Genomic DNA, 22,585 nt, shown 5'->3' on the forward strand with positions numbered 1-22,585 from the left:
TGGGGGGCCACAGCCGGCCCCGGCACCGTGACGCCCGGCCATGATCAGCCCGGCCGCGATAAGCCCGGGCCATAGTCAGCTCAGCCGGGATCAGCTCGCCGGCGGCTCGTCCTTGCCGGCTTCTTCGAGCTTGTCGGCCTCTTCCTTGGTCTTGTGAACGGCGCCGTCAGCGTGCTCCGGCGGCCCGTAGACCGTGTAGAGGACGAGCGGGTTGGGGCCGTCGTTCACGAAGTTGTGCTTGTGGCCGGCGGGCACCACCACGAGGTCACCCTGGGCGACCTTGCGGGTCTGGCCGCTCACCTTGGCCTCGCCGACGCCGCTCACGAACGTGAGGATCTGGTCCACCTCGTGGACCTCCTCGCCGATCTCGCCACCCGGCGGGATCGTCATGACGACGAGCTGGGTGTGTTTCCCCGTCCACAGCACCTGGCGGAAGTCGGGGTTCTTCTCGGCAATCGTGGCGATCGTGTAGTGCTCCATGCCGATCACATACCCGTAACCGGGCCCGCACAATCAGGGATTGCGTGATCGCAAGCGGGTGCCCGCGCCGAGGGACGCGACCGGTGCCGGCTTGCCGATCAGGTAACCCTGGACGAAGTCGACGCCGAACTCGCGCAGCATCCGCAGGGTGGGCTCGTCCTGGACGTACTCGGCGACGGTGTGGATGCCGTACGCCTGGCAGACCTGGACCAGCGCCTGCACGAGCACCTGGTCCTGGGGGTTGTTGACCAGGTCGCGCACGTACTCCCCGTCGATCTTGACCAGGTCGATCGGGAAGAGTCGCAGGTAGCGGAACGACGCGTAGCCGGAGCCGAAGTCGTCGAGCGCGAGCTGGCAGCCGAGGTCGCGGATGCGGTCGGCGAAGATGCGCGCTTCGCTCAGGTTGCCGATCAGCGCGGTCTCCGTGATCTCGAACGTCAGCTGCTCGGCGTTCACGGCGTACCGATCAAAAAGGGCCTCGACCTCCGCGGTCAGGCGCGGATCCCCGACCGTACGCCCGGAGAGGTTGATCTGGAACGCGTGTGTGGGCAGGGAGGCCGCGAGATCGAGCGCGTGCTCGACCACCCACAGGTCGATGTCGTAGACGGCGTCGAGGCGTTCGGCGGTGTCGAGCACCTGGATCGGCGACTGGGGCGTGCCGTTCTCGTCGATCACGCGTAACAGCAGCTCGTGGCGGAGAACCCGGTTGGTCTGGAGCTCGAGGATCGGCTGCGCGTAGAGGGTGAACCGGTCGGTGCCGACCGCCGCGGCGACCCGGGTGCGGTAGGAGCCCTGACGGTCCTTGGCCGGCACCGGGTCGGGCACGAGCGTGACGGGGCGATCCGACTCGCGGGCCTGCCGCCACGCGTGCTCGGCGTCGATCAGCAGGTCGTGGCTGCCCGCCTCGCTCTCTGGCCGGAATCGGACAAGACCGGCCCAGGCGCGCGCGTGCACCCACGCCTCGGGCAGCACGAACGGCTGGGTGCGGATCGCCTCGACGAAAAGATCCGCCTGGCGGCGGGCCATGGCCCAGGACGCCCCGGGCAGCAGGATCGCGATCTCGTTCGGACCGGCGCGGCCCAGGAGGTTGTCGGGCTGGGCAATACCTTCGAGTACGCGCGCAGCCCGGTGCAGCAGCTCGGCATCGTCCCTGCGCACGCCGTCGGTGCGGTCCGGCTCGACCCGCACGACCAGGACCGCGCCGCCACCCTTGCTCTGCGCCTTGTCGACCGCGTCGGCGAAGCGCGCACGGGTGAGCAGGCCAGTGTCGGGATCGGGATCGATGATCGAGGACTGCACCGTCTCGCCGCGGCGGGAGAGCCGGGCGACCTCGCGGCGGGCGCGCTCGCGCACGGAGACGTCGCGCAGCGCGCCGCGGATGCCGCTGATGGCACCGTCGCGACCGGCGATCGGCTCGAGCCGGCAGTCGACGTCGAACCAGCCGCCGTCGGCGCGCAGCAGACGCACCGTGGTGCTGGCCGCCTCGCGGGCCGTCCACGCGCGGGTGATCGAGCCGAGCGCCTTGGCGTGGTCGTCGCGGTGCACGTAGCGGGCCAGGAGCTCCCGGGTGACCTTGGAGCTGTCGGCGGGCGTGCGGCCGAGCAGGGCCGCCAGGCCGTCGGACCAGACCACCCGATCCCCATCGGCCATATAGAGGAACCAGACCTCACCGTCCACGGGTGTGCGCGCCTCGGGCAGATGGGCGGGCGTCGGACCCGAGTTGGGGCTCAGCCTCGGACGCCGGGAGAGGCGGTCGCGCAGGGCGCGCGGACGCGGAAAACGCTCGTCGGGTGCCGTCATACGTCGCCGCCACCTCCCCTCCCGAGTGAACGATGCCCCCGCCCTATTACGACCCGTCACCGGTCGATGTAACAGGGGGCTTTCGCCCCAATGTTTTCGCACCTGGCCCCAGAACACAAAGAACAGGCTGTTCTCCGCCGATCAGAGCGTGAATTTAGCCGATCGGATGACGGTCTTGCTGCACTGAGCAACCGTGTGCTTACCCAGAGATCCATGACGGACAGTTACTGCGAGTGGTGACAGTGGAACCAAGAGCAACCACCTCACTCGTGATCTTGCGGAGGGCCTCCGCGGTCGTGATCGGTAAGCGGTGGATATGGTGGCGGTCCGGGCACAGAGTCGATGACAGAACAGACGTCAGCGAGGACGACGCATGGGCATCATTCGGGACATGCAGCGCGCGCAAGCGACGCAGGCCGCCGCTGACCAGCGCGGCAACACCGCCGCCGCGCAGCAGCGCCAGCTGATCCGGCGCAACGCCGACCTGGCGATCGCCGCCGCCCAGCAGGCCGCCGCCGACGCGGACCGCCGGCGCGAGCACCGCCGGCTCTACGCGGAGGCACGCACGGCTGACGCCGCCGCCGCGAACGCCGACCTGCGCGCCCGGCTCACCGATCTCGACACGCTGCTGCTGTCCACACTGGACGTCGACGACCACATCGATCTCGACCGGTTCAAGAAGCCGATCAAGGTGCAGCCCTTCGACCCGGGCCCGCTGGGCCGGCCCGTGCCGGAGCCGTCGTGGCCGAGCTACGAGCCGCCGGAGCCCCGCGGCGTCGGCAAGATCCTCGGCGGGGAGCGGCTGCACGCGCAGCAGGTGGCCGCGGCCCGGCGCGCGTTCGAGCAGGCCAAGGCGCAGTGGGCGGAGCGCGAGCAGCGGCGTGAACGCCAGCTCGCCGCGCGCCACGCGCAGTACGAGGACTACAAGCAGCGGCACGAGGCGAAGCTGCTCGCGTACAACGCCGAGGTCGACCGGTTCGCCAAGGCGTTCGCGAGCGCCGACCCCGAGTCGGTGGTCGAGTACTTCGCGATGGTGCTCGGCAACTCCGTCTACCCGGATGACTTCCCGCAGCACTTCCGGCTCGCGTACCTCCCGAAGCAGCAGCATCTGCTCATCGAATATCACCTGCCGCCCGTCGAGGTGATCCCGGTGATCAAGGATTACCGCTACGACCGGGTCCGCGACGACCTGCTCGCCTCTCCCCGCGACGAGAACGAGATCCGCCGCCGCTACGCCGAGATCATCGCCATGGTCGCGCTGCGCACCGTGCACGAGGTCGTCGAGGCGGACCGCGGTGGTCTCGTGGGGAAAGTCCTCTTCAACGGTATCGTCGATACGATCGATAGGAGAACGGGGCAATTCGTGCGCCCGTGCCTGGTCTCGGTCGCCACCGATCGGGACACCTTCGCGGCGATCAAGCTGCGCCGCGTCGACCCGGTCGCCTGTCTCAAACACCTACAGGGCGATCTCTCGGGTACGCCCGATCAGCTCGACGGCGTACGCCCCGTCCTCGAATTCGACCGCGAGTCGGACAACGACTTCACCCAGGAGTTCAACGTCCTGCGTGACATCGACGAGCGCCCCAACCTGGTCTCCATGCCGGCCGCGGAATGGGAGCAGACGATCGCCGACCTCTTCTGCGCCATGGGCCTGTCGATGGGCACGGCCAAGGACGGGCGGTGGCTGGCCTCCGACCCCCGCCCGCTCTTCGGGGGCCCGGTGGTCATCCACGCCGTACGAGGTCAGGTCGACGTCGCGACGGCTTCCGCGGTCGCCGCCGAGGTCATCGAGGCGGGGGCGACCAAGGGCATCCTGGTCGCCACGGACGGCTTCCACCCGGCGATCCAGGACGAGCTGACCGGCCGGCCGATCGAGTTGCTCGACGGGCCGGCCCTGCTCAACCTGCTCGCCGAGCACGCCGGCATCAAGGCGCGGATCGAATCGGATGACCGGTCGTAGCGTCGACGTGCGCGGGCACCTCGTCGTGGCGGTCGCCGACCGTCACGGTCCCGGTCGGCTCGAACATCAGGATGGCCGCGCCGCCGGGTGAGGCCGGCTTGTGCTCGGTGCCGCGCGGGACCGTGAAGACGTCGCCCGTACGCAGGACAACCGTGCGGTCCCGCAGCGCGATCTCGAACTCACCATCGAGCACGAGGAAGAACTCGTCGGTGTGGTCGTGCGCGTGCCAGACGTGCTCGCCCTGCACCTTCGCCACCCGCACGTCGTAGTCGTTGACGCTGGTCACGATGCGCGGGCTCCACGGCGTGTCGAACGTCGCCAGGGCCGCGGTCAGGGAGATCGGTTCGCTCATGCTTTGAGATTGGCGGTTTTATCAGTACGCCGTGAGTGCTAGAAATCGCGTATGCCGCAAGAATCCTTGCACCGCGTAGTGGTCCTGGTCGACGAGAACTCGAACCCGTTCGAGCTGGGCTGTGCGACCGAGGTCTTCGGCCTGCACCGCCCCGAGCTGGGCCGCGACCTCTACGACTTCCGCCTCTGCGCGGCCGGTCCGATGACCCGCATGCGCGACGGCTTCTTCACCCTGACCGGCGTCGCCCCGCTGACCGAGGTCGACCGGGCGGACACGGTGATCGTCCCGAACCGCCCGGATGTCGAGGTCCCCCGCCGCCCCCAGGTCCTGGACGCGATCCGCCGGGCCCACGCCCGCGGCGCCCGCCTGATCGGTTTCTGCAGCGGCGCCTTCACCCTGGCCGAAGCCGGCGTCCTCGACGGCCGCCGCGCCACCGCCCACTGGCAGTGGGCGGACGCCTTCCGCGAACGGTTCCCGCAGGTCGAGCTGGAGCAGGACGTCCTGTTCGTGGATGACGGCGACATCCTCACCGCAGCCGGCAGCGCGGCCGCCCTCGACCTTGGCCTGCACGTGGTCCGCCGCGACCACGGCGCCGAGATCGCCAGCGCGGTGAGCCGCCGCCTGGTCTTCGCCGCCCACCGCGACGGCGGCCAGCGCCAGTTCATCGAACGCCCGATCCCCGACATCCCGGACCATTCCCTGGCACCGCTGCTGGCCTGGGCGCAGCAGAACCTGGACCAGCCGCTGACCATCCGGGACCTCGCCGACCAGGCCGCGACCAGCCAGGCGACCCTGCACCGCCGCTTCCGCACGGAACTAGGCACCACTCCCCTGGCCTGGCTGACCGGCGAACGCCTGACCCTCGCCCGCCGCCTGATCGAACGCGGTGAAGCCCGCCTCGACGTCGTCGCCCGCCGCAGCGGCCTCGGCACGGCAACCAACCTACGCTCCCTGATGCGCCGCGAGACCGGCCTCACCCCGACCCAGTACCGCCTGCGCTTCGGCGTGAACCCGCTCGCGGGTCGCGGGCAAAAGCAGGTGTGAGCATTTCTGATGAGGTTCCCGTCGGCCGGCCAATGGACCATGGTCCGGGCGCACGATGACCGCCGTGTACCTGTCGGCTGACACAACCAGCGATGTCTATCTCTGCGTCGACGATCGGTACACTCCGCAGAGAACACCCGCGCAGATCCGGACGATCGACCTCGACGGCAGGACCGCATACCTGGCCGACACCGGGCCGGCAACCGGGACCGCGACCGGGCAGCCGACGTCGGTGCTGAGTTGGCAACGCCGTCTGCGGGCGTTCAAGGACAACACGATCCTCACCCTCGCCGACCCCGCCTCCACTGCCACGCTCAGCGTCAGTCTCGTGCCCCACCCCACCTACCTGGACGGCCTGCAACAGATTCGTATCGGTGCCCGCCGCGGCGAGATCATCCGGACCTCCGACGGCTGGTTACTGCAGGTGGAGCCGGCGGACGGCCGGGCGTTCCAGCTGCAGGCGCCGGCTCAGCTGAACCTCGACCATGTCATAGCCATCGCCGAGCAGGTCAGCGTTCGACCGGAGTGACTCCCAGTTCGTCGATGCGTTGCCAGAGGGGGCGTAGGGCGGCTTCCGGTTCGCGGTTGAAGATGCTGCCGCGGATCCTGACGAAGACGCAGTTGCCCACCCGCTCCAGGACGGCCTGCCTGCGCATGTCGCGTTCCCACTGCTCCGGGCCCTGGTACGCGTCCCCGTCGCATTCGATCGCGAGACGGCGGCCGTCCGGGGCGTTGAGGATGAAGTCGATGCGGTAGCCGCCGATGGCGTACTGGACGATCGGGTCGAAGCCTCGTCGGGTCAGGCGGCGCAGCACCTCGGCCTCGAAGTCGTTCTCGGGTTTTCCTGCCGGCGATGACGATGTGCCGAGGTTCTGCGCGTAGTTGAGCAGCAGGGCGCGGGCGTCGTCGGCGTTCAGGGAGGCGGCGCGTACCGAGTGGAAGATCCAGAGCTGGTCACGGGCGCGGGAGGCGGCGACGTTGACGCGGCGGTGGTATTCGCGCTTGGTGAAGGCCGCGAGCCGGCCGTCGTTGTCGGAGACCACCATGGACACGAGGACCACGTCGCGTTCGTCGCCCTGGAACGTGTACGCGTCGCCCACGCGCAGGCGGCGGGCCTCCATCTCGTCCTCGCCGATGGTCTCGCGGAGCTTGGCGAGCAGGTAGTTCGCCTGGCCGCTCGTGCTGAGGAGGCTGATCACGCCGAGCGTGCGACCGGCGTAGGCAGGGTCCGCGACGATACGCGCGATCCGGTCGGCCAGCGCGTCCGCCTCGGGCACGTTGACGTCGCCGAACGGGGGAAGCGGACGGCGTACGCCGTCCGGGATGAACTGCGTGCGTACGGGATCAAGTGCCGGACGGTCCGCACGCAGCGGCTGGATCTTCCCGTCGTAGTAATGGCGTGAGGAGAAGCTGATGATCTGCGGGACGCAGCGGAAGTGTTCGGTGAGCAGGATGCGTTCCGGTGAGCGCCGCACCGCGTGGTCGTAGAGCGACGACTCCGGGTCGAAGTGCTCGGCTGACGGGACGTCGCGCAGGTGGCTGTTGATCAGGCCGGTGACCGCGCCGACAAAGCCGAGCTGCGGGCCGATCTGCTGGTCGTCGCCGACCACCACGGCCCGTTCGGCGAGCGACAGCACGGGGAGCGAGAACAGGTCCGCCTGCGAAGCCTCGTCCACGATCACCACGTCGAAGTGCGCGCCGCCCGCGAACTGTTCGATCGCCCGGTCCACGGACATGACCCAGACGGGTACGGCTTCGACCGCTGATTCCATCGCCCGTTGCGCGTGCGCCTGCCAGGCCGCGGCGCTGCGCCCGGTCCCCTTGCCGATCTTGCGCAAGGCGGTGGTCCAGTCGGCGAGCGCGGCCCGGCGCCGATCGTCGAGCGACCGCGCAACCTCCAGCCACGCCGACGCCACCACGAGGTCACCCGTGAGCCTGCGAATCTTGTCGCGTCCCTGTTCGACGCGGCGGTTCAGCACGGCCGGGTCGACCGCGCCGACCACCTGGTCGAACCACGTCTGCACCTGCCGCCACCGCCAGGCCCGCAGGCACGCGGCACCGGAGACGGCCGGCACCGATCCGGCGTCCACCTGCCCGGCCCATATCGGCGCCATTTCGGCAAGCCTGGCATGCAAAGCCAGATACCGGTTCACCTCATCGCGCAGGGCAAGCAGCCGCCGGGTTTCGGCCAGCGCTTCGTCCCAGCCGTCAAGGGTGCGCCAGGCCGCGGCGAGCTGCGGCCACGGCGCGAGACCGTCGGCCACCGCGCGGTCGGCGTCGTCCAGCCGATCAAGTTCGAAGACCACGGGCGCGTCGTCCAGCAGGGTCTCGATCTCCGCGAGCCGGGCAGGATCAAGATCAAGTTCTTCCTGGGGTACGAGCGAAGCCAAGCGACCGGACAGCTCAGGCCACTCCCGCGCATCCCATCCGAGCGACTGAGCCGCCTCAGCGAGCAGGCCACCGGCCCACACCTCCGGATCGCCCTCGCGCGGCGGAATGCCGAGCCGCTGCACCCATTCCGCCCAGTGCTCGCCGAGCCGGCGCTGAGCCTGCTGCCGCCGCACCCACGCCATGGCAACGTCGACGTCCGCCACGGTTCGCAGCGGTTCGTCGTCCACGCGTACGTCCTCGGCGAGTTTGAACAGTGCGGCCTGGAGCAGCCGGTTGACACCCTTGCCGGCGGTGAACCGGGATCGCAGCTCACCAAGACCGGCCATAAGCCGTTTGGGTTCCGCGGCGAGCTGCTTCGGGACGGCGACGCGGTGGCCCGCGAGTGTTCGCGTCAGGTCAGCGAGCGACTGCTGCAGCGACTCGGTGGCGGTCACGTGATCGGCCCAGACCGTCGCCCAGTGCGGATCGGCGAGCAGTCGTCCGAGCCGGTCGGTCCAGGTGCCCGCGCGACGGTTCAGCCAGGCGACCGCGTCGCGGAGTCCGTCGAGGAGAGCGGTCAGGGATTCGGGGCCCAGGGTGCGTACCGAATAAGGGTCAACACCGGCCGACGCCAGGCGCGACACCCGCTGCGAGGCCGCCGCCCGATCAGCCCGGTCCTGTTTTGCCCGCGCCGCATCGGGCAGCGCCGCGACGTCCGGCAACTGCCGCACCGACGCCGCACGATCCGCGGGATTGAGCCGCCCGGCGAGCGCGAGCAACTCGCCGAACTCCTCCTCGGCAAGCGGCGGAACACCCTGACCGACCGCGTCCGGGATGCCGCCGCTGGTTGCCGCATGCTCGCGGAGCCACGCCCCGGCCTCCGCGGGTGACAGCGCGGCGTCGTCGATGCGGTAGGTTGCCGACTCGTTCTCGGCGATCGCGCGCAGACCGCCGAGCGCCTGAGCCAGATCACCCTCGGCCTCCTCCAGGCGATGCGTCAACCGCTCGACCCTGCGGGCCTCCGCGGCTTTGTCGAGCGTGGCGGCCCGGTCGGACAACTCACGCGCGGCGAGCTGCAACTGCACAAGCTGATCGGTGGTACGCCCGAGCACGGCAAGACACAACGCCCGCACCTCTTCCGGCAGCCCGTCGCGGAGCACCCGCAACGGATCCTCCTTCTGCGCGACGACCAGCACACGCTTCCCGTTCGCCATCAGATGACAGATCAGGTTGCGGATCGTGTGCGTCTTCCCCGTCCCGGGCGGCCCCTGCACCGCAACATTGCGATGCTGCGCCAACCGCCGCGCAATCGACTCCTGCGCCTCGTTCGTGGGCAACGGCATGAGCAGCCGCTCCCCGACCCGCTCCCAGTCCCCGGGCCGATCATCAGGCATCCGCAACTTGCTCGGCTCGTGCGCCACGATCGCGGACAGCGCCCCGATGCTCGCCGTATCCCCGGCCAGCAACCGATCGCGAAGGCTCTCCAAAAACCCGCGCAGCAGCCGCTGCTTCGGCCGCGCGAACAGCACACTCGTATCGACGATGTGCGGCCGCGTGCCGCCGCCCTTGGTGTTGCCCTGGTCCGGGTCCACGATCAGCTTGTCGTAGCCGAGCCGGCCGAGCGCACGCTCGAAGAACTCACGCCGGTCCAGGTCGTTCCACAGGTCGACCTCCAGGGTCCCGGCCGGTCCGGCCAGCGCGAGCAACTGGCCGAGATACCGTTCGTCGAGCCCCGCCAGCGCATCGGTCTGCAACCGCGACGGCCCCTGCGGCGAGACGGTGATCAGAGAGCGGTCCGGCTCATACCCGATCAACACCGGCGTCGCGACCAGCGGATACCGCACCCGCTCCCCGTCGATGACGGTCTCCAGGATCCCGTGCCCCCAGACGAGCTCGGTGGTCGCCGCCGCCATGTCGATCTGATGCATCCGATCGAACAACTGCCGATGCACGGTCCGCGTCTGCTCCGCAGCCCGGCTCCGCCCCACCCACGGCCGCCAAACCTCCTCCCGCCAGGCCTCGAACCCGTCACCCGGTTCCTCCGCCGGAGACAGCTCCAGCTCCAGCTCCGGCTCCAGCTCCGGCTCTTCGGGAGCGCTGAACTCGGGCCTATCGGCTCTATCGGCTCTTTCGGCGGGAGGGAGCTCGTTGAGGCGGCGGCGGAGTTCGGCGGGGACCGGGGGTGAGCCCGGCAGATCGGGCAAACCGACCCGCAGCCAGGTCGTGCCGTCGGGGGCCGGGCCGACCTCGCACTCCGGGTGCGCGGGCAATTTGTCCAACCAGTGCGCGTCCCCGGGGACCGTGCGGGCGGGGCGCTCCATGTGGGCGCGCACGGCGAGCAGGTAGTCAGCGACGGAGACAGCCCTGTCCCGGATGACGGTGGGTGACTCCAGCTGCGGCTCGGGCATTCTTCGCAGGTTATCCCTTGCGGTCTCGTCCGGGGCAGCGCCGCACACACCGCGACCGTTAATGTCGGCCCCACCCATCTATCCGACGGGGGAACAGTGTCCGCGAGCTTTGCCGCCGACCCGAACGATCCGCTGGTCAGCACTGACTTTGTCGGCTGGTGGCGGCGCAGTTTCGCGCTTCTGCCCGCGACCTGGAAACCGCTCGCCCTGATCAACGGCATCGTGGCCGCCGCCGGCACGATCGTCAGCGTGCCCGCGCTGGTGCAGTTCGGCGTCACGCAGCGGCAGATCGAGGACGAGCTCGCGCGGCGCGGCCCCGGCGCGGACATCGACCTCCAGCCGTACCTTTCCGGTTTCGGCGCGGTGTTCGCCCTGATCCCGGTCACCGGCCTGCTCTACCTCATCGGCTCCCTCTTCTCGGTCGCCGTGGTCCTGGCTGCGGCAACCGGCCACACCACCAACCTGCGACCCGCCCCGACCGGCGCGGCCCAGACCAGCCCTGCCCAGACCGGCACGGCCCAAACCAGCCCGGCCCTGATCCGAATCGCCCTGACCAGCGCGACCCGCCGCCTTCCGGCCCTGGTCGGCTGGTCGATCCTCGCGTTCGTCCTGGGCGTCGTGGCGTTCGGTTTGTGCTTCCTGCCGGTCATCTACGTCGGCGCGGTCCTGACAGTGCTCCCCGTCGTGGTCCTCGTGGAGCGGACGAACGCGATCGGCCGCTGCTTCACCCTCTTCCACGCGGACTTCGGCGTCGCGATCTCCCGGGTCTCCACCATCGGCGGCCTCACCGTCGCGGGCGGCCTCGTCACCGAGCTCCTCGACCTCGTCGCCGCGGCAGTCTTCTCCGGCACGACCAGCACCGGCTACGCGATAACCGCGGCCGTCCTGCAGGGCATCTTCTGGTTCGCCGCCGGCATCGTCCTGACCCCGCTCCTGCTCACCGCGTACGCCGACATGCGCGCCCGCCACGAACCGTTCGCCACCGCAACCCTCACCCCGTGACCCACCACCCGCCACGCCGTCGACCACGCTGGTGAGGGCGGCCGGATCGGCCTAGCGTTCTTCGGGGTCGCGCCCCTGGGCGGATCTGCCGCCGTCGACAGGGATGATCGCGCCGGTGATGAAGCTCGCGGCGTCGGAGAGCAGAAACGCCACCGCGTCCGCGACCTCGGTAGCCCGCCCGAGCCGTCCGAGCGGCTGCAACAGCGCAATCTCCCGGGCGAATTCCTCCCCGTGCGCGTCGGACCGCGACGTGGCGACAGAACCCAGAGCAACCGCATTTACGCGTACGCCCCGGGGCCCGTAATCAACCGCAAGCGCCCGGGTGAGCCCTTCCACAGCCGCTTTCGCGGTGGCGTAAGCAAGCGCACCGCGCACAGCCCGCTGCCCCTGATGCGACGAAACGTTGACGATCGCCGGGCACCCCGCCCCGATCGCCGCCGCACTGCCCACGATGACCGGGTTGAGGTTGCGCCCGATCAGCGAGGCGACGCGCAGCGGGTCCTCATGCAGCCACGCGTCCTCGAAGATGGCGGCGTTGTTGACCCACCCGGTCAACGGCTCCCCCACCGCAGCAGCCCGGGCGGCAACCGCGGGATCCGACGCGTCGCCGATCACCGGCACGATCCGGTCCTGACCGGACGCCCATGCCAGCGTCGACGCGTCGAGCTCGATGACCGCCACGTGCCCACCGCCCGCGACGAGCCGTTCCACGATTGCCCGCCCGATCCCACGCCCGCCACCTGTGACGACATACCAGCTCATACCGTGAATCTACGCAGGATGCCCGTGTACGCCTTGGGCGGCGGCTGCGCGTACTCGGAACGTGCGGAAGTGCGCAGTCCCAGCGTGACCAGCGACTGCGCGAAGAGGGTTGCGGCGGCGACGCCGTCCACGACCGGGACGCCGAGCGCCGCCGACACCTTCTCGGCGAGGTCCGCCATGCCCGCGCAGCCGAGCACGAGCACGTCGGAGTCGTCGTCGTGCAGGGCGGTGCGGCCGAGGGCGACGACCCGGTCCAGCACGTCGGGGTCCTTGTCCAGCTCGAGCACCGGGATGTCGCAGGCGTGGACGCCGCGGCACGGGGAGCCGTAGCGCGTGGCGAGTTCGTGCGCTCGTCCGCGCGTACGGTCAAGAGTGGTGACCACGCTGAAACCGCGACCGAGCAGTGCCGCGGCGTGCATCGCCGCTTCTGCGATGCCGACGACCGGACCGTGCGCAAGCTCGCGGGCCGCATCCAGGCCGGGGTCGCCGAAGCAGGCGATCACGTACGCGTCGACGCCCTCGGTCTCGCCGCGGGCGATCTCGGTGAGGATGCCGGGAACGCTGAGCGCCTCGTCGTAGTGGCTCTCGATGGAGGCCGGTCCCATGCTGGGATTGACCGCGTCGAGGCGGGTGCCCGGACCGGCGACGGCCCGGGCACTCTCCTCGATCTTCGCGGTCATCGCCGCCGTGGTGTTGGGGTTGATGACCCGGAGAAACATCAAACAGCGACCGTGTCGGTGGCCGGCTCAACCGGAGTTGACGTGCGCCACTGGTTCGCGGTCATCAACAGGTAGCTGACGAAGCCGAGGCCCATACCGATGAACCAGCTGTACTGGGCGGTGGTGTGCATGCCCGGGCCGCCGCTCCAGAGCACCGGCACCATGGCGACGACCGCGCCGATCGCCGTGGCGATGATGGCCGGCGGGTTGTAGCCCTTGCGGTACCAGTAGCGGCCCTCGGGCGCCATGGTGAACAGGTCGTCCACGACCACCTGCTGCTTCTTGACCAGGTAGTAGTCGGCGATCAGCACTCCGAACAGCGGGCCGATGAAGGCGCCGAGCGTCTCCAGCGTGTAGTGGATGACGTCCGGGTTGTTGTAGAGGTTCCACGGGGTGATCAGCACCGATCCGACCGCCGCGATCATGCCGCCGGCGCGCCAGCTGATCTTCTGCGGGCTGACGTTCGAGAAGTCGAACGCGGGTGAGATGAAGTTCGCGACGATGTTGATGCCGATCGTGGCGATGCTGAAGGTGAGCGCGCCGAGCACGATCGCGAACGTGCTGTCGATGCGGGCGACCGTCGCGACCGGGTCGGTGATGAGCTCGCCGAAGACCGGGATGGTCAGCGACGAGGTGATGACGACCAGGAGCGAGAAGGCCAGGAAGTTCACGGGCAGGCCGAGCACGTTGCCGGTCTTGACCGCCTTGAACGACTTGCCGTAGCGGGAGAAGTCCCCGAAGTTCAGCATCGGGCCGGAGAAGTACGACACGACCAGGGCGATCGCGCCGAGCATGATCGGGATGGCGTCGGCACCCTTGTACTTCACCTCGCCGAGGCTGAGGTTGATGTGCCCCCACCCGGCCTTGTAGATGAGGTATCCGGCGAGCGCGATCATCACGACGTAGACGGCCGGGCCGCAGAAGTCGATGAACCGGCGGATCGTCTCCATGCCCGTCCAGAAGACCGCGGCCTGCAGGACCCAGAGCACCGCGTACGAACACCAGCCGAGCAGCGGCAGCCCGAGGAAGCCGTACTGGTTGACATCCGCGTACGGCGCCAGGTCCGGGAACAGCTTCAGCACCACGACGTCGAGCGCGGCGCTGGCCAGGTAGGTCTGGATGCCGTACCAGGCGACGGCGATCGCGCCGCGGATGATGGCCGGCACGTTGGCGCCGAGCACCCCGAAGACCGTGCGGCAGATGACCGGGTAGGGCACCCCGGCCTGCTGGCTCGGCTTGGCGACCAGGTTGCAGAAGAAGTAGACGATGGTGATGCCGACGAGCAGCGAGACCAGCACCTGCCAGCTCGACAGCCCGAGCGCGAACAGCGAACCCGCGGTCACGTACCCGCCGACGCTGTGCACATCGGACATCCAGAACGCGAAGATGTTGTACGAGCCCCACGTCTGCTTCTTCAGCGGCGCGAGATCCTCGTTGGTCAACCGTGGGTCGTATCCGGGCTTGATGAGGCCGGCGCCGACCGGCATTCCGGCGGCCTCGACGAGATCGTTGTTTGTCATGCCCACTCCTGGGGTCGAGCGGCTGAGTTGCAGCTCAACCTAGGAATGGCCTGTTTCGATTCGATGAGCGGAGATATATATCTATGAGGATTGGTGGAACAGACCGGTGTCCTGGGGCAGACGGGAGATGTAGGACTGCAGCCGCCGATGGTGCGCACCGCACACCTCGATGAGCGCGTCGGCGTCACGCGAGATGAAGGCCGCGAGCATCACGTCATGGTCGCCGTGCAACAACGCCCGTTCGGCGGCGTCGAGGTGCGACATGGGTTGCAGCGGCTCGGTCATGTTCCAGGCCGTGCTCAGCATGTGCAGCAGCCGGTGCATCGCGCACGGTTGGATCAGCGCCAGATGAAAACGCCGGCTCTCCCGGTGATGCGCGCGACCGTCACCGGCGACAACCGCCTCGCTCAGCGCGGCATGCGCGGCCCGAGCAGCATCGTCGTCGCGCGCACCTGCCAGCCCGACAGCAACACGCATCGCCGCGGTCTCCAACGCCTCGCGCACCAGATAGATCTCGCCGAACTCGCCCGGCGTCATCATGGCCACCCGATACCCGGTGTGCGCGCGATGGTCGACCAGACCTTCCCCGATCAACGTCATCAGGGCTTCGCGTACGGGTATGCGGCTCACCCCGAACGAAGCCGCGACGCCGTCCACGGGGATGGGGGAACCCGGAGGCACCTCACCGTCGAGGATGCAGCGGCGCAGCTCGTTGAGGATCTCGGTCTGCGAGGAGCCCTCCGGCCGGGCACTCAGCCGGGACAGCAACACGGATCGAACGCGCGGGTTGGGCATGACCCCTCCCAAGGAAGAACCCATGCCCGACGATATTCCCGCCGCGTTATCGCCGTGTTACTCGCTGTCCACGAAAGCTGCTCACGGAAACTGCAGTCGCCTGGGCCGGGGGATGACCGGGGGCGGCAGCGGCAGGTCGTCCAGATGGCTCCAGTTGAGCGCGCCGTTGTCCGTGGACTTGATCTCGCCGAGGCAGGCGCGGAGCAGACCGAGGTGCGGCGCTCCCGCGTACCCGGCGATCACCACCTCCGGGGCCGGATCGATGCCGGCGATCGCGGCACAGATCTTGGCCACCTCCCGTTCGTCGACCGCGTCCAGCGGCAGCGGCGCCTCCACCTGCGATCGGCGCCAGGGCGGGCCGAAGCGGCGGAGCAACTCGCGGGCGAGCCGGCCGAACGAGCGGTCCACCGCGGCGTCACGCATGGAGTCGCGGGCGGACTGGCCGTAGCACCACGGCACCACCACGTGCCCGTTGATGACCACGAGCTGGTAGACCGACCGCGGGATGCTGATGATCTCGGCTCCGGGCAGCGTGCCCAGGAAGAGCACGAGCTCCTCGTACGGGAGCGGCCACCGGGGGTTGGCCAGCACTCGCTCCGTGGTTTGGGTCATCGAAGGATGGGCGTTGACCTCACGCTCGATCGCCGTGCTCAACGCCTCGGGAACCCGGGTCCAGATCTCGGCGGCGACCTTGTCGCCGAACTGCTCGACAACCCAGTCGCTAGGACCGACCAGAACGTCGGGACGCATTCCACCACCACCGTCCGTGTCGCTGGCGCTACGTCTGGCTAGAAGAGTTCCACCATCGGAGATCGACTGGAAGGGTCTTCTACCGAGATCTCAAAAACGTCCATGAATGAAAACCGGCAGGACGGGCAAACCGTTGCCGCGACGTTGGAGCAGCAGGTCCGTGACTCGCGAAACGTGCAACTTGCAGGGCGAACCGCTCCCGCAAGTTGCACGTCGGCTCGCGAATCAGTCCTCTATTTGACAGTGAATCGCATCCATATTTCGAGATGGTGACCGACCTGCAAACATCAACGGACAGTGATCGACTGATGCGGACCCGCTGGCCGGCACAGCCCGGGTTGATAAGGTCCCGGCGTGACACGGTTCCGGCGCCTCTTGCCGGTCGCACTCGCCCTCGCGGCGCTCGTGTGCGGCGGGGTGCTGATCGTGCGGGCAAGCGCCCTGCGCGTACGCGATGCTGAACAAACAATCCGCACGGCCCTGGACAATCAGGGGTCTGCCCTGCTGCGCGGCGACCGCAGCGGTTGGTTGCGCGAGGTGGACGCCTCACTCTGGCCGGAAATGATCCGTCTGTACGCCAACCTGCGCGGTTTTGAGTTGTCCAGCTGGATCCCGCGCACCACCAGCGTGTCCGGCACCGGATCCGTGTGGCATGCGTCGGTGCAGGCCCGCGTCTGTTTTGCGGGCGCACACTGCCGTCGCGACCCCGACTCGTACGTTCCCCTCGGCGACGTGCTCACCGCGTCGACAACCTGGCGCATCACCGCGGGCCACGCGACCCTGACCGCGTTCGCCCAGCAGTCCACCCCGGCAATGCCTGCCGCGGTCCCGTGGAAGTCAGCGGCACTCACCTTCGCCACAGGCGCCCGCGTGATCGTCGCCGCCTCGGACGACTCGGTGCGACCGTCAACCTGGCTGGCAGCAGCGGACCGCGCAGCCCAGGCAGCCGACCGTTACGCGCTCTCCTCCCCCCGGCCCGGCAAATACCTGATCTACCTCGCAGCCTCCGGCGAATGGGAAACAGCCATCGGCGACGACCGCGAAGCCGAAGCCTTCGTCGACCGGACTAGCAAGGAAACCGCGTTCACCGTCGTCGACGCCGCCGAACCCTCCGACGAACGCCTCCTGCGCCACGAACTCGGCCACGTCGCCACCCTGCTCGGCACCCTGGGCGGCCACGCCGACTGGGCGATCGAGGGCATGGCGGAATACATCGCCTGGGAACAAACCCCGATGACCGCCTACCGCCTGACGTCGGCAGCCCGCAACCACATCACGCGTACGGGCTGGAAGGGCCGCCTCGACCTCGACTGGTCAACGGACCCCACCGACCGCGTGGGTTTCTACGCGATGGCCTACCTGGCCTTCCGCTGCCTCGGCGCCACCTACGGCGACCGAAAACTCCTGTCCTTCTTCGCCACCGTCGTCCGCGAAGGCCGCACCCCGGCGGAAGCGGCCCCGCCGACCCTGGGCGCCCCCTGGCCCGAGATCCAATCCACCTGCGCCCCGAAAATCCGCTCCTGGCTCGCGCTGCATTAGTGTCTGGCACGGCACAACTTTGTTGCGAGGTGCCCCGCTCCACAGCGGGGAGAATCGGGAAGCCGGTGCAATTCCGGCACGGGCCCGCCGCGGTAACCGGGAAGCTGCCGCCCACGCGCACACGCGCAGCCACTGGCTCACCAGCTGGGAAGGCGGGCGGTGAGGTGACGATCCGGAAGTCCGAAGACCGGCCTCGCAGACGCACGCCCCGGCCCGACGCCGGGGCCCTCAGCGCAGCGGGAGCCTGCCCATGGACCTCTACGAAACCATCCACCGCCGCCGCGACGTCCGAGGCCAGTTCACCGGAGCCCCCATCCCGGCCCCCACCCTCGAAAAAATCCTCACGGCCGCCCACGCCGCCCCCAGCGTCGGCCTCACCCAACCCTGGGACTTCATCCTCATCAAAGATAAAGGAATCAAAACCGCCTTCCACACCCACGTCCAGCAGGAAAGAAAAACCTTCGAATCAACCCTCGACGCCCCCACCGCCAAACGCTTCGCCACCATCAAAATCGACGGCATCCTCGAATCAACCCTCTCCCTCGCCGTAACCTACGACCCCACCCGAGGAAGCCCCGCAGTCCTCGGCCGCCACGCCATCGCCGACGCCGGCCTCTACTCCGTCTGCCTGGCCATCCAAAACCTCTGGCTCGCCGCCACCGCCGAAAACCTGGGCATCGGCTGGGTCTCCTTCTACCGCGAAGACTTCCTCACCCAGTTGCTGGACATCCCCACCGGCATCCGCCCGGTCGCCTGGCTCTGCCTAGGCCCGGTCACCCACCTCGAGAAAACCCCCGACCTGGAAAGGCACGGCTGGCGAACCCGCCGCCCCCTGTCCAAAGCCCTCCACGAGGATCGCTGGACATCCAGCTGACCAGATGAGCCGGCGCAGCCTCCCAGCCGCGCCGGCTCCGCGGTAGCGGCGCGACCACGACCGTGCCCAGGGCACCGGCTCTCCGAGGCAGTACGACCGCGACCGTGCAAGGGCGCCGCTTTCAGCATCGGGATTCAGCTCCCCGTGGTTGACCTCAACTGTTGTTCACTTTTTACGGTGCCGGCATGAAGGATTACTCCGAGGCCGAACTCGCCCGCCAGCCCATCGGCTATTGGAGCGGGGAGGCGTATCGCATCATTGTCGGGCGGATCAGGGCCGCGTTGGCGGAGGAACAGCTCACCCAGCCGCACTGGTGGATGTTGAACCACGTGTCCGGGGCGCCCGGGGAGTGGGGGCGCGTGGCGCTTGCCGAACGGTTGCGGCGCTTCGACGACCTCGGCATCAGCTTCGACGACGTGTTCGATGACCTCGTGGGTCGCGGGTGGATGGTCGACACGGGTGCCACTCTCACCCTGACCGAGGACGGTCTAGCGGGGCTGGCGCGCGCGCGTGAACGCAACGCTCGCGTGCATGAGCAGACCCATCAGGGCATAACGACCGCCGAGTACGCCGCGGCGCTGACCGTGCTTCGACGCATGATCGACAACCTGGGCGGTGACAGCGACCTACCCTGATCTGGGGAGGGCCGCCAGGTGGGCGAGCATTGCCTGGTTGGCCTCCCAGCCGTCCGGGAACTTCACCGGGACTCCCAGGTGGACCGGCTCCGTTGACGGGTGGGCGTCGAGGAGGTCGGCAATTCCCTCGCGGGCCACCACTACACAGGCGTGGCGGTGGCGGGAGGTCAGGACGCAGAGGCGGCCCGATTCGAGGTGGAAGGCGGTGGCGTCGCGGCGACCGGACAGGGGGTGCAGGACGACGGTCAGGTCGTACTCGCGACCCTGGAGGCGGTTGGCGGTGTCGACGGTGATGTCCTGGGCTTGGGGTGGCAGGAAGGCTCGGATGGCGGCGACCTGGTCGCGGTGGGCGGCGCCGATGGCGATGCGGTCGGCGGTCAGGGGGCGGGTGCCCGCTTCGGAGTGCGAGACGCCGTCGCGGGCGAGGGCCCGGGTGGCGATCAGGGCGCAGGCCGCGGCGGCTTCGGCGTCGGTGCGCACGGTGAAGCGGGCGGGGAGCTCGTGCAGGCCCCAGCCCGAGGCCGCAGCGGTGTCGAGCACTTCGTCGATCGGCGACGCTGCGACCGTACTGAAAGAGAGAGATCTGTCGGACGGACCGGTGCCGGACCGGAAGCCGGTGAAAGGGTAGAAAGCCTTGGCCACCACCGGGGCCGCGGAGGCCGGGAGGCGCCAGGAGACCGGGAGGCGGTGGACCGGGAGCTCGGGGTTGTGGCGCAGCAGCACGGCGACGGCGCTCTGCATCGGGTCCCAGGACAGGCCGGTCCAGCGGTCGACCTCGACGGTGGAGAACGGGTCGAGCTGACCGGGGTCGCCGACGAACAACGCCCGCTCGAAGCGGGGTGCCACGCGGAGCAGGGCGTCGGAGCGCATCTGGTAGGCCTCGTCGACGATCGCCCAGGGCCAGGTGCCGTCGGTGACCGTCGCCCATTTCGCGGCGGTGCCGATCGTCACGACGGCGCCGCCCAGGTCGGGCACCTTGGCGCCGACCCGGCAGGACGGGTGCGCGCGGACCCGCTCGGTCGCGGCGTAGTCCACCGCGGAGAGCCGGCCGATGCCGAGCCCGGGATGCTTGTCGCCGAGCCGTTCGATGAGATCGTCGACCTGCTCGTTGGTCTGCGCCACGATCATCAGCGGCGTGCCGGTGGCGGCGAGCACGCCGGCAGCACGCACGACCAGGGTGCTCTTGCCCGCGCCCGGCGGCGAGTCGACCACGATGCCACGATGCACCGACGTCGCCAGATCATCGAGCACGGCGTCGACGATCCGCGTCGCCTCGGCGCCGGGGCTCTCCATCGTCTGCGTCACGGGACCACCGTATCCGTGTCCTCTGACATTTTTTGATTCACCTGGAGTGAGACAACGCGCACGGATCAGCCATGATCGGCGGCACCCGGCTACTTTGAGTGAATGACCGTATTCACGGCGACCGAGGCTTCGGACGACGGTGTCTACCGGCCCATCCTCCGTTCCCGCCGGGGCGAGCTCACCGCCCTGCACCACCTCGACGCGACCGCCGCGCGCCGGGTCATGCCGATCATCGAACTAGGCAGCGGCGACCGGCTTCCGCAGCTCATCAAGCAGGTGCCACCCCGGACCGGGGCGATCGGGGTCGACCTGGGCGCCATCCCGGACCCCGCCGACCCGCTCACGTCGCCGCCGCTCGACCTCGCCGAGGAGCTGGCCGGGCTCGGGGTGGCGATGCTGCCGGTGCTCCGGGCGTACGACAGTCCTCGCCGCCTGGTGGAGCACGGCCTGGCCGCGCGCATGCACCTCAAGCGTGCTGTCCTGCGGCTTCAGCCGCATGTGGACGCCCGCAACCCGGCCGGGGCCACCAGCACAACCGACCGTCTGCTCACCGGTTCCGGGCTCGACCCCGAACATGTCGACCTGGTGATCGACCTCGCCGAGACGGCCTGCGCCGCGCATGCGGACCGTTTCGAGGAGCGCGCCCGGCACGTGCTGCGGTGGGCGCGTGATCAGCCATGGCGTTCGGTCACGGTCGCGGCGGGGGCGATGCCGGCCAACCTCGACGACCTGCCGACCGACGAGGCGGTCACGGTCGGACGTCTGGACGCCCAGGTGTGGGCACGGCTCTGTGAGCCGGGCGTCGGCTATTCGGACTACGGCGTGACCTCTCCCGTACGCCGAAATGGCGCCCACCATCGCCAACTGCCAACTCTGCGTTACACGGCGGACCGGGACTGGTGGATCTATCGCTGGGCCCGCCGCGGCGGCCGGAGCGACGACCGCTGCCACGACCTGTGCCGGACGCTGGTCGACTCGCCGCACTGGCCCGCGACCGGCTCGCACTTCTCGTGGGGTGACGCCCAGATTGCTCGCCAGGCGAGGAGTGCACGGGGTGCCGGCAGCTCGGCCAGCTGGGTGGCCTGGGGCACGTCCCACCACATCGCTCACGTCCTGCGGGGCCTCGCCTGAGTCAGCCCATCTTCCAGGAGGCGGCCACGTCCTTGAGCGGGTAGACGAAGACGATGTCTCCCTTCTTGCTCGGCACGTCGAACAGGATGGACGACGTGTACGTGCGCCCGGCCGAGAGCCGCCGGAAGAACCCGCTGTATTCGTCGGGGGGTATGCAGGACCCGCCGTAGGCCGAAGGCAGCCAGGAACCATCGGGCTCCTGGAACCGGAAAGCGAACTCGCTGACGTCCGGCTCGCCCTCGAGCACCTTGAGTTTCAGCTGGACCATCAGGAATCCGCCGTGCTCGGGCTTGGGCGAATATGCGTCGCAGGCGGTCTTGCGGAACTTCCCCGCCTTGACGGTGATCTCGAACTTCGAGTTGTCCTCACCCGTCATCACGAAGCCCTGCCCGTTGGCGAGCCGCTGCGGCCCGAACCGCGCCCGAGCCGGGTCAGGAGAAGCGGACGGCGTCTTGGGAGGCTGCGACCGCGACACCGTGGCGCCGTTGTTGCCGCGGGAGATGGTGACCGTGGCGTCCTCGGACACGTCCTGCCCGTAGGTCCGGACGCTGAGCACGACAACCGCGGCGACCCCGAGCAACAGAAGCACGATTCCGCCGGCGAAGTAGGCCGTGACCCAGCCCTTCCCCAGCTTGCGCGACCCCCGGCCGATCCGGACGGGCTTGATCGCAGCCGCGGGGACCGGAGCTGTCGTCAACTCGCCGGGCATGCTCGAGCCCGGATCCACGCGCGGGGTCAGCCAATCCGTCACGCCGGCACCGGGGAACGACCGCGCGGGAGCGGGCGCCACCGATTCGTCGAGCTGCAGATCGGCTGGGTTGCCCAGGGCCGGGTCGGGGCGCTCGGCACCGGCGTGGCCCACATCGGACCGCTCGCCGGTCGTTGCGACTCCGGCCCCGGCCCAGGGGTCGGCTGCCTCGTTCTGCGCATCATTCGCATTGTCCACGGCACCATCGCCCCGCGGCGGCAGCGTGTCGTCGAGCGGCCGGACGGACTCGGTGCCCTCCCTCAACGAGCCATCCCGGGGCGTGGCAACGTCGTGCGGCTTCTTCGTCACGGCGACTGTCCTCCTCGGTCGGTGCGGGGTGCGGCTGGAGCGGCTGATGAGAGGGCAGCATAAGCGGGATCGAGAAACCTTC

Annotated in this window: 19 protein-coding genes and 1 riboswitch; of the genes, 8 read left to right on the forward strand and 11 right to left on the reverse strand. The window is 69.3% G+C overall.

All coding sequences use genetic code 11. The annotated features are described in order from the left end of the window. Nucleotides 1-90 precede the first annotated feature (90 nt). Both Ahu01nite_RS41120 and Ahu01nite_RS41125 read right to left on the reverse strand, forming a co-directional pair. Entirely contained in the window at nt 91-480 is a 390-nt protein-coding gene (locus Ahu01nite_RS41120; RefSeq protein ID WP_203842183.1) for a cupin domain-containing protein, read from the reverse strand. Nucleotides 481-513: 33 nt separating this feature from the next. After that, the gene (locus Ahu01nite_RS41125) at nt 514-2,280 is read right to left on the reverse strand and encodes an EAL domain-containing protein (RefSeq protein WP_203842184.1); all 1,767 of its coding nucleotides are present in this window, start codon (nt 2,278-2,280) and stop codon (nt 514-516) included. 391 nt (nt 2,281-2,671) lie between these two features. Here Ahu01nite_RS41125 and Ahu01nite_RS41130 point away from each other — a divergent pair, with 391 nt between their 5' ends. Next, entirely contained in the window at nt 2,672-4,240 is a 1,569-nt protein-coding gene (locus tag Ahu01nite_RS41130; protein ID WP_239159542.1) for a restriction endonuclease, read from the forward strand. On the opposite strand, the gene Ahu01nite_RS41135 is transcribed toward Ahu01nite_RS41130, so the two are convergent. Further along, the gene (locus Ahu01nite_RS41135; RefSeq protein WP_203842186.1) at nt 4,206-4,592 is read right to left on the reverse strand and encodes a cupin domain-containing protein; all 387 of its coding nucleotides are present in this window, start codon (nt 4,590-4,592) and stop codon (nt 4,206-4,208) included. The genes Ahu01nite_RS41130 and Ahu01nite_RS41135 overlap by 35 nt on opposite strands. A 51-nt stretch (nt 4,593-4,643) precedes the next feature. Here Ahu01nite_RS41135 and Ahu01nite_RS41140 point away from each other — a divergent pair, with 51 nt between their 5' ends. Next, complete coding sequence (locus tag Ahu01nite_RS41140; RefSeq protein WP_203842187.1) at nt 4,644-5,636, forward strand: GlxA family transcriptional regulator; 993 nt, start codon at nt 4,644-4,646, stop codon at nt 5,634-5,636. 64 nt (nt 5,637-5,700) lie between these two features. Further along, a complete protein-coding gene (locus Ahu01nite_RS41145) occupies nt 5,701-6,165 on the forward strand; it encodes a hypothetical protein (RefSeq protein WP_203842188.1) in 465 nt (154 codons plus the stop codon). On the opposite strand, the gene Ahu01nite_RS41150 is transcribed toward Ahu01nite_RS41145, so the two are convergent. Further along, nucleotides 6,146-10,414, reverse strand: a complete 4,269-nt coding sequence (locus Ahu01nite_RS41150) for a PDDEXK-like endonuclease domain-containing protein (protein ID WP_203842189.1) — start codon at nt 10,412-10,414, stop codon at nt 6,146-6,148. The genes Ahu01nite_RS41145 and Ahu01nite_RS41150 overlap by 20 nt on opposite strands. Nucleotides 10,415-10,510: 96 nt before the next feature. Here Ahu01nite_RS41150 and Ahu01nite_RS41155 point away from each other — a divergent pair, with 96 nt between their 5' ends. Further along, complete coding sequence (locus Ahu01nite_RS41155; protein ID WP_203842190.1) at nt 10,511-11,416, forward strand: hypothetical protein; 906 nt, start codon at nt 10,511-10,513, stop codon at nt 11,414-11,416. A 51-nt stretch (nt 11,417-11,467) separates the two neighbouring features. On the opposite strand, the gene Ahu01nite_RS41160 is transcribed toward Ahu01nite_RS41155, so the two are convergent. The 5 genes from Ahu01nite_RS41160 to Ahu01nite_RS41180 all read right to left on the reverse strand — a co-directional run bounded on the left by Ahu01nite_RS41160 (nt 11,468) and on the right by Ahu01nite_RS41180 (nt 15,962). Beyond that, the gene (locus tag Ahu01nite_RS41160; protein WP_203842191.1) at nt 11,468-12,178 is read right to left on the reverse strand and encodes an SDR family NAD(P)-dependent oxidoreductase; all 711 of its coding nucleotides are present in this window, start codon (nt 12,176-12,178) and stop codon (nt 11,468-11,470) included. Further along, nucleotides 12,175-12,897 (reverse strand): aspartate/glutamate racemase family protein, encoded by a 723-nt coding sequence (locus tag Ahu01nite_RS41165; RefSeq protein ID WP_203842192.1) that lies wholly within the window; start codon nt 12,895-12,897, stop codon nt 12,175-12,177. The genes Ahu01nite_RS41160 and Ahu01nite_RS41165 overlap by 4 nt, the downstream gene beginning before the upstream one ends. Then, the gene (locus Ahu01nite_RS41170; RefSeq protein WP_239159543.1) at nt 12,897-14,417 is read right to left on the reverse strand and encodes an NCS1 family nucleobase:cation symporter-1; all 1,521 of its coding nucleotides are present in this window, start codon (nt 14,415-14,417) and stop codon (nt 12,897-12,899) included. The genes Ahu01nite_RS41165 and Ahu01nite_RS41170 overlap by 1 nt, the downstream gene beginning before the upstream one ends. Before the next feature lie 81 nt (nt 14,418-14,498). Next, nucleotides 14,499-15,212 carry a GntR family transcriptional regulator gene (locus Ahu01nite_RS41175; RefSeq protein ID WP_203842193.1) on the reverse strand — a complete coding sequence of 238 codons (714 nt, stop codon included), beginning with the start codon at nt 15,210-15,212 and terminating at the stop codon, nt 14,499-14,501. 81 nt (nt 15,213-15,293) lie between these two features. Then, nucleotides 15,294-15,962 carry a hypothetical protein gene (locus Ahu01nite_RS41180; RefSeq protein ID WP_203842194.1) on the reverse strand — a complete coding sequence of 223 codons (669 nt, stop codon included), beginning with the start codon at nt 15,960-15,962 and terminating at the stop codon, nt 15,294-15,296. A gap of 354 nt (nt 15,963-16,316) precedes the next feature. On the opposite strand from Ahu01nite_RS41180, the gene Ahu01nite_RS41185 reads away from it, so the two are divergent. From Ahu01nite_RS41185 to Ahu01nite_RS41195, 3 genes are all read left to right on the forward strand, one after another. Next, entirely contained in the window at nt 16,317-17,501 is a 1,185-nt protein-coding gene (locus tag Ahu01nite_RS41185) for a hypothetical protein (protein WP_203842195.1), read from the forward strand. Between the two features lie 13 nt (nt 17,502-17,514). Beyond that, nucleotides 17,515-17,709: riboswitch (cobalamin riboswitch) on the forward strand. Nucleotides 17,710-17,751: 42 nt separating this feature from the next. Then, a complete protein-coding gene (gene bluB / locus Ahu01nite_RS41190) occupies nt 17,752-18,375 on the forward strand; it encodes a 5,6-dimethylbenzimidazole synthase (RefSeq protein ID WP_203842196.1) in 624 nt (207 codons plus the stop codon). A 185-nt stretch (nt 18,376-18,560) separates the two neighbouring features. Then, a complete protein-coding gene (locus Ahu01nite_RS41195; RefSeq protein WP_203842197.1) occupies nt 18,561-19,010 on the forward strand; it encodes a winged helix DNA-binding protein in 450 nt (149 codons plus the stop codon). Here Ahu01nite_RS41195 and Ahu01nite_RS41200 read toward each other — a convergent pair. Then, nucleotides 19,002-20,303 carry an AAA family ATPase gene (locus tag Ahu01nite_RS41200; protein WP_203842234.1) on the reverse strand — a complete coding sequence of 434 codons (1,302 nt, stop codon included), beginning with the start codon at nt 20,301-20,303 and terminating at the stop codon, nt 19,002-19,004. The genes Ahu01nite_RS41195 and Ahu01nite_RS41200 overlap by 9 nt on opposite strands. Before the next feature lie 114 nt (nt 20,304-20,417). Between Ahu01nite_RS41200 and Ahu01nite_RS41205 the strand changes: the two genes are divergently transcribed. Continuing rightward, a complete protein-coding gene (locus tag Ahu01nite_RS41205) occupies nt 20,418-21,446 on the forward strand; it encodes a beta family protein (protein ID WP_203842198.1) in 1,029 nt (342 codons plus the stop codon). A gap of 1 nt (nt 21,447) precedes the next feature. Here the strand turns inward: Ahu01nite_RS41205 and Ahu01nite_RS41210 are convergent, their stop codons facing one another. Continuing rightward, nucleotides 21,448-22,503, reverse strand: a complete 1,056-nt coding sequence (locus Ahu01nite_RS41210; RefSeq protein WP_203842199.1) for a hypothetical protein — start codon at nt 22,501-22,503, stop codon at nt 21,448-21,450. Between the last annotated feature and the right edge of the window lie 82 nt (nt 22,504-22,585).

This window comes from Winogradskya humida (assembly GCF_016862215.1).
Classification (GTDB): Bacteria; Actinomycetota; Actinomycetes; order Mycobacteriales; family Micromonosporaceae; genus Actinoplanes; species Actinoplanes humidus.